Source organism: uncultured Rikenella sp. (assembly GCF_910579375.1).
GTDB lineage: Bacteria > Bacteroidota > Bacteroidia > Bacteroidales > Rikenellaceae > Rikenella.
On the sequence record NZ_CAJTUJ010000070.1, the window covers coordinates 1 to 8,935 of the forward strand.

An 8,935-nucleotide genomic window follows, 5' to 3' on the forward strand; every position below is an offset into this window, starting at 1 on the left:
CTCGGCGGGGCGCTATAATGCGAGTATTACCCCAATGCGCCCGCGCCGGAAAACCACAGCCTAACGAACAAGGCGGAGAAAACCCGTGGTCGGCCCACAGGGACGACCTCTGCAAAAGTTCTTTGCGTCGCTTTCTTTCAAGAAAGCGACAGTTCCATGCGGGTAGACACAGATAATCGAACGATTAAAACGAGCGCCCGGCACCGCCGCCGCCCGTTCGTCCGCCCCCGAAACCGCCGAAGCCTCCCGATCCCCCACCGAAGCCACGGCCAAAGATCGGAGGAAACATCATCGGCCTGCCCCGATAAACTCGCCGGCCACCATTTCCACCCCGTCCTCCTGTATTCGAATCGTCATCATCCGACCCTCCTTTTTTATAGGAACGGATCAGCAGAATCACGATCCAAAACACCACCCCCGCCGTCAGTATCCACGTCGCCCCGTCCCAAAACCCCGGCTCCCGTTCCACCTGCCGTGCCGTGTATTCTCCGCGCACCGCCGCCCGAATCGCCGCCGTACCCGCCGCCACCGCAGCGTAATAATTCGGCGGATCGAACTGCAAATACGGAATCATCTCGTCATCGATAATCCGCCCCGCCGTGATATCCGGCAACGCCCCCTCCAGTCCGTACCCCACCGCAATAAACATCTCGCCTCGCCCGTACCGGTTCCGCGGTTTGACCAACAGCACCACCCCGTTGTCGTGCTCGCGGGAGCCGACACCCCACTGTTCCAGAATCCGCGTGGCATACTCCGCCGCCGGGTAACCGTCGAGGTCGGTGACCGTCACGACCGCGATCTGCGTCGAAGTCGCCGCATCGAAAGCCACCAGGCTATCCTCCAGCACGCGCTGCTGCTCCGGCGAAAAGAGGTGGGCATAGTCATTCACCAGCCGCGGCGGCGACATCGGTTTCGGAACCGCCTGTCCGCGCACACCGCCCGCCGCCAGCAGAAAAACACTCGCCAGCGCCAGCCCCCAACGCTTTATCCGACCGCCCGTCATACTACACATCCTCCGGGGAGTCGATTAAAATTCCACTTTCGGGGCCTTTTCCGCCCCCGCTTCCGCCGCGAAGAAAGTTTTCGGCGTAAAACCGAACATTCCGGCGATCAGATTGCGCGGAAACTGCTGTACATAAACGTTATACGCCTGCACCGCATCGTTATACCGCCTGCGTTCGGTCGCAATCCGGTTCTCCGTCCCCTCCAGCTGGGTCTGCAAATCGGTGAAATTCCGGTTCGCCTTGAGGTCGGGATAGGCCTCCGAAACCGCCATCAGCCGGCTCAACGCCGAAGACAACTCACCCTGCACCTGCGCATATTTGGCCAAGGTCTCCTCGTTCAAGTCATTGAAGTCGATCCGCACCTGCGTAGCCCGGGCCCGCGCATCGATCACCCCTTCGAGCGTCGCCTTTTCGTGGGTGGCATATCCCTTGACCGTAGCCACCAGATTCGGAATCAGGTCGGCCCGGCGCTGGTATTGGTTCTCCACGTTGGCCCACTGTGCCGCCACCTCCTGGCTGCGCTCCACCAGCCCGTTGTAATTCCCTTTGACCCAGCTGTAAATACCGGCCGCTATCACCACGATCGCCCCCAGCACGATAATCAATATCCAATGTCCTTTTTTCATCGCTTCGTTCGTTTTTGAGTTCTACAAATATAGGGAGAATAATTCGACGAAAAGCATAGCAATTATCAAGTACAATAAAATTCGCATTCCCAAAATCCATTCTATGAATTACACACTACAAATTCTATATATCTTTAAGAGGGATTACACCAATCACCAAAAATCACCCCAAACCAACCTCTTTAACAAAAAATCATAATTTCTTTCTATGTCATATTTATTTTATTCCTTTGTAAAAATCACTGTAAGCTATGCGGTTTTTCTTAACCATTGGAGCTTGTTTGTTGCTTTTCGGTTGCACGCCCGGCCCCGAGCAGCGCTGGGGCGAAGAACGGTGGGACACGACAACGAATTACCGGCTCACTGCCGAAATCGTGTCGTGGGACCGGCCGATCTACGGGGAGGGTGATTTCCTGTTCGCCGGCGACCTTCTGATTTTCGAGGGAGCGACCGACGACGCACTGTTCTCGGTTTACTGGTCGAAATACGACTCTCTGCTGTTTCTAGGTTCGTTTCTACGACAGGGGCGCGGCCCGTGGGAGGCGACCGATGCGGAGGCCTTCTATTTTCCGAACTCCCAAACACTCGTTACAGTCGCTTACAATCCGCTGGGACATTCGATCCGCATCCCGCTGGATTCGGCGGCACGGTTGTTCGACCTATCGAGTTGGACGGAAGAACGTTACGGCGAAACGAATCCTATCCCGGCCTACGAACTCGTGCCGATCGACGACACCCTCTGCATCGCCCAGACGTTCGACGGGCACAACAGTCTCTTCTCGCTGTACGACACCCGCCGCGAAACGTGGGAACCGCTGGATATTCCCTATCCGGACGACCGCGGTTCCATGCCCTATGGACAGCGGGCCGAGGCTTATATGGGAACGATCGTGAAGCATCCGACACAAAACCGGTTCGCCTATTCCAATGCCAATTCGAAATTGGTCTTGTTGTTTGATCTCGAAGAGGGAAAAGCGCAGCAAATCGAGCGGCCTTTCTGCCAGATTCCCGAATATGAACCGCAGGGGCGCGACCGGGTTCGTTTTACGGCGAACCACGACAACGGTTATCAATTGAGTGTCACCGGGAGAAGGATCTACTGTGCAGACCCGCGGATTGACCGCCTCGACCGGGAGGCATCGATCGCGCGGAACGGCTATGGCGCAGGCTACGTTCGAGAAATTTTCGTGATGGATTGGAACGGACGACCACTGGCAACCTATTCGTTGGATCGGCCGGTCTGTTTTCCGACAATATCGCCGGACGACCGCTATCTGTATGCGTTCGCGCTGAACGACAAGACACTGGAGGGGTATCTCGTGAGATTCGAATTACCGAACTAAAACAAACTTAACTTTATCGTTATGAACAGAAACACCATTATTAAATGTACGACAAGTACATTGATCATTGGAATTGCGTTAGCAAGTCATTTCTATTTTAAAGAAGTAGCGTCCTCAATTCCAACAAACAATTTGACTTTAAAAAATTTGGAAGCTTTAGCTGTAACCGAATTTTACTTAGATATTGATGTAACTATTCCGTGTAAAGAACAAAAGAAAGCAAAATGCGTCGAAAGGTTTTACGATGCAAATGGCAACTTCATAGGAACAGAGACTTTCAGAAATCAAATTAGAGGTAATTAAAACACTACAACCATGAAAAGCACGTTAATTCTCATGTTTTTAACACTGACAACTATAGCCGGAGGTAGTTGTTTTTTGTACAAAAAAGCTCATACGAATTCTCAAAGAATAAACTTACAGAACTTAACTTTAGAGAATATCGAAGCTATGTCCTCTACACTTGATATTGAAGGAACACAAATTCCATGTTCTCCTCAACCGAATGCTATTTGCTATTTCAGGGTCTGGAATGCCGAAGGGAAGTACATAGGAAGTAGTAAATGGAAAAATCACATTAACGCAGCTCTTTAGATTCAATTAGGTATCTAAATTAAGAATATGCGCGCCGGCCTCTTCTTATCCCGAAGAGTCCGGCGCGCATATTTTCCCCGAACCGCAACTACAGTTTGAGCAGCGCCTCCAGGTTGTGGAAACGGTTGTGATAGTCCTCCATCGACCGCCGAATCACCTCTTTGGCCTCGTCGGCGCCATAAATGTGGGTGATCTCGACGTTCCGCTTAGCACCCGGTAAGTCCTTATAGGTCAGGAAGTAGTGCCGCAGACGCTCCACCACCAACGGCGGCAGTTGCGACACGTCGTCGACATTGCCGTAAACGGCATCGTGCTTCAACACGGCGATAATCTTGTCGTCGGCCTCGTCGTGGTCGATCATCCGAATGCCGCCCACCGGCTTGGCGTGGACGAGGATATCGCCGTGCGTAATGGTCTTCTCGGTCAGCACGCACACGTCCACCGGGTCGCCGTCGCCGTGAATGTCGGTACGCTGCAAGGCTTCGTTGCTGAGCTGGGCCACGAGCTCGCCGCTATAGCTCTGGGGCAGAAATCCATACAGGGCGGGGACGGTATTGGAATATTTCTGGGGCCGGTCGATAAAAAGGTAACCGGATTCCTTATCGACTTCGTACTTGACGGTGTCGGTCGAAACGATCTCGATAAAACAGGTCACCTTATCGGGTGCTTCGTCGCCGATATTCACGCCGTGCCATGGATGGGATTTATAACGCAATCCCATCAACTGACCCACAATCGGGTCCATCAATTTCGACATATTAATCTGTTCTTTATATTCATTCGTTTAGTTGCACCTTACCTGGAGGGTACTGTTCTTTTTGTGAACAAAAAGAACCAAAAAAACTTTCAAGGATGCTTCGCATCCTAAAGCTGCCGGAGGCCCAAATCTCGGTTTATGGGTTGGGCTGTGGTTTCCGGCGCAGCGCGCTAAATAATGGGCATAATACCCTAAGCGCGCTCGCCGAAAACCCAGCCCGACAAACTCACCAAGAATGAGGACTGCGGAGCCTAAGGCGTAGCGTAGCTATCACGAAAGTCTTTTGGGTACCTTTTCTTCAGAAAAGGTACGGTTCCAGCCGGGTAGACACAGGAAACGAACGATTAAAATTACAATGTATGTTCCGCGAGGAAGCGTTCGCACTCCAGCGCCGCCATACAGCCCGACCCCGCCGCCGTGATCGCCTGCCGATAGCGCGGATCCTGCACATCCCCCGCCGCAAAAACACCCGCCACATTCGTCTGCCCCTGATGCGTGATGATGTATCCCTGTTCGTCCAGTTCGAGCTGCCCCGCCACCAGTTCCGTATTCGGATGGTGGCCGATCGCCAGAAATATACCGTCCACAGCGACCCTCCGTTCCGCCCCCGCCGTCGACTCCAGCAACATCCCCGTCACCCCGTTCTCGTCGCCCAGCACCTCGCGCATGTTGTGTTCGAAGATCACCTCGATGTTCGGCGTCGTGAAGACCCGCTCCTGCATCGCCTTGGACGCCCGGAGATAATTCTTGCGCACCACCAGATAGACCTGCCGGCACAGCGACGCCAGATAAGTCGCCTCCTCGCACGCCGTGTCTCCCCCGCCGATCACCGCCACATCCTTTTTGCGGTAGAAAAACCCGTCGCACGTCGCGCACGCCGAGACCCCCATCCCCCGGAACTTCTGTTCCGACGGCAGCCCGAGGTACTTCGCCGACGCCCCCGTCGCGATAATGACCGTTTCGGCCCGCAGCGCCGTCGTTCCGCCGTCGATCTCCACCGCGAACGGGCGCGCGCTCAGGTCGAGCTTCGTCACCACCCCGAACCGCACCTGCGTCCCGAAGCGTTCGGCCTGTTTCTTGAGGTCTTCCATCATCGCCGTTCCGGAAATTCCCTCCGGATAGCCCGGAAAATTCTCGATTTCGGTCGTCGTCGTCAGCTGTCCTCCCGGTTCGATCCCCTCGTAAACCACCGGCGCGAGATTCGCCCGGGCCGCATAGATCGCCGCCGTATAGCCCGCCGGCCCGCTGCCGACAATCAGACACTTAATAGATTCACTCATAACTGTTTGTGCGTTTTATTCGTTTCACGATCCGCCGTTGTCGGCATTTACGAAGACAAAGTTAGCGATTTTCGGGTTTACTCCTCCCCTCCGGTTCGAATGATTCGGTCTATCAGGCGCTCCGCCGTCTCCGCCGGGTCGTCTCCCCTCAGTTCTATATCCGGTTGCGTCCGCGTTTCGCAACTCCCCCACCACTCGGCTCATCGTTTCGTAAAACGACCGGTCGTCCGGCGTTTGTTCTATTTCCGCCCGATGCGAAGTCTCTCAACAGGTGTACCATTATCCATACTCGCCTGAAAATAAATATTTTGCAAAAAAAACAGAGCAAAACAAAAATGTCTATTTTTTGGACATCGGATCGTAAAGATAGGGATTTTACAGCCCGCGTCGAGAACGGATAAAACGAAGTACCGACAACCGATTACACCCGGGTTTCACTATCTTTGCAACGTGGAAAGATTTTCTCATAGAAATTCGAAAGGTATTCGGCTGGCATACTGGCTGATCGGAGCCGTATGGCTGGGGACGGCAGGTTGCGCCCCGAAGCTGGCTCCGGTGGCGACCACCGGACTCCTGACACGCTCGTTCGACAACTACTCGCAATCGACCGTCGTGCGCAGCGAGCGGCTGATGACCGAGACCCGCAGCGAAGCGCCCACCCCGAGCCGTATCCCGAAACAGGAATACACCCGGGGGCCGCGCAGCAACAACGAAGGGACGCTCGCCCGGTCGCAGGCCGAAGTGATCGCCCCGCGGAGCTACGTGACCCAGCCGGCACCGTCGGCAACGCCGTCGGTACCCGTACCTAAACGGACACGAAGTCAGCTGCGACAAGAGGCCCGCCTGCGGGCTCAGGAGGAACGAGCTGCAACAGAGCAGAACAACGAACCGGTGAGGCCGGTGCGGGGCGGATTGGGGATTCCGAAAGCCACCGAAGCGTCGGCGGCTCAGATAAAAAATATTTCATTCGTCACCCGCCGGGCGGCTTCGCCGGAACCGACTCCGCCGCCGGCACCTAAGCAGGAGGAAGCCCCGCAACCCGCTCCCGAAGCTGCGGCGCAGCAACCCGTACAAACTCCGGTTCAAACTGCGACGGCTGCTCAGACGACCGTTCGTCCGCCTCGGCAACAACAAGTGTCGGGATCGGTGACGCAAGTGTCGGAGGTGACGCCGACTTTGACCGCCAAAGAACAGCGGGCATTGGACAAACGGCGCAAGGCGGAGGCCCGGCGCCTGCTGGCCGAACGTCAGGCACAGGCCAAAGCGGCGGAAGCGGCCAAGGCAGAACAGCAACGGGCGATGATGGCGACGAATACGCAGCGACGAGCTCAACCGACGACGGACACGGAAACGGACGACCAGCATACGACCCCGGAAGAACCTGCCGCACAGGAGAATGCCGCAGATTTACAGACGGAACAGGCTTTACAGACGAGCGCTCCGCAAGACGCCGCGCAAAATTCGGAGGATTCGGAGCTTTCGGCTTTGGCGCGTGCGCTGACCATGCCGGACGCGACGGTGCGGGACAAACCGGTACCGACGTTCATCAACACGCCGAAGGAGGAAAATACGGTCGTAGACGAAGCGGAGGTGGCGGCGGCGGAAGGGACGGTCACGGCGACCGCTCCGCCGGTGCACCAGTTCCAACCGAACGAAACGGAACACGTCAAATTCTCGTATTACGATCCGTTCGGCAAGGGCAACAACCGTTTTATCGTGGTACTCAACGAACAACGGTTCTGTTACCCTTATCGGGGCCGGTTCCTGTCGGGATACGGGCCGCGGGGACGGGGCGTGCACACGGGGGTCGATATCAAAGGGGTGAAAAACGACACGGTACGGGCGGCGTTCGCCGGAACGGTGCGCATGTCGAAGCTCTACAGCGGATACGGCAACTGTGTGGTGATCCGGCACAAGAATGGTTTGGAGACGCTCTATGCACACAACACGCGCAATCTGGTTCGGGTGGGCGATGTGGTACGGGCGGGCGACGCGATCGGTCTGATCGGACGGACGGGACGGGCAACGACGGAGCATTGCCATTTCGAGGTGCGGGTACAGGGACAGCACATCAATCCGGCCCTGGTGATCGACTACCACAACCACCGGTTGCAGAACGGGGTGCTCTCGGTGACGAAGCAGGCCAACGGACGCATCGTGGCGCAGAACCGGGCGAGCGGTCTGGCTCCGTCGCAGGCGACGGATCGGGAGGACACGAGCTCGGCAGGCAGCAGCACATCGAGCCATACCGGCAAAACGGCGACGGCCGCTTCGACAACGACGACTTATACAGTACGGTCGGGGGATACGCTGTGGGGGATTGCCCGGCGTTTCGGCACGACGGTATCCAACCTTTGCGCGCTGAACAACCTGAACCGGGAGGCGACGCTGCCGTTAGGCAAAAGGCTGAAAATTCGATAGAAGGGCTGCGGCGGTTCGGTCGCACCACGGTTTTATATGCGGTCGGTGTCGGTACGCCGGCCGCAACTGTTTTTCGAGGATTTGACCGAGGCTGAACAACCGGCACAACCGCAACCGCAGCGGGTGGCTTTGCCTCGCACTCTCCGCACGGCCCACACGGCTCCTATCACGGCGCACACTCCGACCACAATCCATACTATCGTCTCCTGGGTCATCTCTTCTATTATTTTATCGATTTTATGTACCCCGCTTTTGGCTACAGGAGGGTACTGTTCTTTTTCACTTCGCTGCGCTCGTTTTCCTCCTCGCCGCTCGACACTTTGCAAACTGCGTTTGCCTTGCGCTCGAAGGCAGCGTCGGTTGTGTACAAAAAGAACTAGAAAAACTTCAGAGCTCATCCCTGCGGGATGCTCTGGCCGTGTCTGACCGATTGGTTGGGCTGTGGATTTTCGGCGGGCGCGCTAATAATGGGCAAGAACCCCACGCGCGCCGCGCATGAAAATCTCAGCCCAACGAACAAGGCGGAGAAAACCCGTGGTCGTCCCAACGGGACGACCTCTGCAAAAGTCTTTTGGGTACCTTTTCTTCAGAAAAGGTACGGTTCTATCCGGCACAAAGAACAGCGTGCGAGAAATCGATGAATTAAAAGAAGCGCGAGCCGATCTGGTAGACCGCGCACGAAACCACCCACGCCAGCCCCGTCGTATAGAGCACCGAAAAGAGCGCCCAACGCCAGCCCGCCTCCTTTCGGATCGCCGCCACAGCCGCCACGCAAGGAAAATACAACAAGATGAACAACATCATCGTATAAGCCACCAGCGGCGTATAGACCGGCTGCCCCGCCAAAGTCCCCGATGTATGCCGCTGCGCCCGCAGACTCCGCACCAACTGCCGATCCACCTCGCCCGCC

General features: G+C 56.2%; 8 protein-coding genes and 2 pseudogenes. 5 read left to right on the top strand and 5 right to left on the bottom strand.

Annotated elements, in window-relative coordinates; translation table 11 throughout:
• Window positions 1-184 precede the first annotated feature (184 nt).
• A complete protein-coding gene (locus QZ302_RS06750) occupies window positions 185-1,003 on the bottom strand; it encodes a TPM domain-containing protein (RefSeq protein WP_294593869.1) in 819 nt (272 codons plus the stop codon).
• Window positions 1,004-1,027: 24 nt separating this feature from the next.
• Window positions 1,028-1,630: a LemA family protein gene (locus tag QZ302_RS06755; protein ID WP_294593870.1), complete on the bottom strand. Its 603-nt coding sequence runs from the start codon at window positions 1,628-1,630 to the stop codon at window positions 1,028-1,030.
• A 251-nt stretch (window positions 1,631-1,881) separates the two neighbouring features.
• Here QZ302_RS06755 and QZ302_RS06760 point away from each other — a divergent pair, with 251 nt between their 5' ends.
• The 3 genes from QZ302_RS06760 to QZ302_RS06770 are packed head-to-tail and all read left to right on the top strand — an operon-like array spanning window position 1,882 to window position 3,567.
• Window positions 1,882-2,973, top strand: a complete 1,092-nt coding sequence (locus QZ302_RS06760) for a BF3164 family lipoprotein (protein ID WP_294593871.1) — start codon at window positions 1,882-1,884, stop codon at window positions 2,971-2,973.
• A 21-nt stretch (window positions 2,974-2,994) separates the two neighbouring features.
• Window positions 2,995-3,276, top strand: coding sequence for a hypothetical protein (locus QZ302_RS06765; protein WP_294593872.1), 282 nt, complete (start codon window positions 2,995-2,997; stop codon window positions 3,274-3,276).
• A 12-nt stretch (window positions 3,277-3,288) separates the two neighbouring features.
• Entirely contained in the window at window positions 3,289-3,567 is a 279-nt protein-coding gene (locus QZ302_RS06770; RefSeq protein ID WP_294593873.1) for a hypothetical protein, read from the top strand.
• A gap of 88 nt (window positions 3,568-3,655) precedes the next feature.
• Here the strand turns inward: QZ302_RS06770 and QZ302_RS06775 are convergent, their stop codons facing one another.
• Window positions 3,656-4,324: an inorganic pyrophosphatase gene (locus QZ302_RS06775; protein ID WP_294593874.1), complete on the bottom strand. Its 669-nt coding sequence runs from the start codon at window positions 4,322-4,324 to the stop codon at window positions 3,656-3,658.
• Window positions 4,325-4,674: 350 nt separating this feature from the next.
• Entirely contained in the window at window positions 4,675-5,604 is a 930-nt protein-coding gene (gene trxB / locus QZ302_RS06780) for a thioredoxin-disulfide reductase (RefSeq protein WP_294593875.1), read from the bottom strand.
• A 1,755-nt stretch (window positions 5,605-7,359) separates the two neighbouring features.
• Here trxB and QZ302_RS06785 point away from each other — a divergent pair.
• Window positions 7,360-7,698: pseudogene (locus tag QZ302_RS06785) on the top strand (M23 family metallopeptidase); the annotation flags it as partial.
• 63 nt (window positions 7,699-7,761) lie between these two features.
• Window positions 7,762-8,025 carry a LysM domain-containing protein gene (locus QZ302_RS06790; protein WP_294593877.1) on the top strand — a complete coding sequence of 88 codons (264 nt, stop codon included), beginning with the start codon at window positions 7,762-7,764 and terminating at the stop codon, window positions 8,023-8,025.
• Window positions 8,026-8,667: 642 nt separating this feature from the next.
• Here the strand turns inward: QZ302_RS06790 and QZ302_RS06795 are convergent.
• Window positions 8,668-8,935 (bottom strand): annotated as a pseudogene (locus QZ302_RS06795) (nucleoside recognition domain-containing protein); the annotation flags it as partial.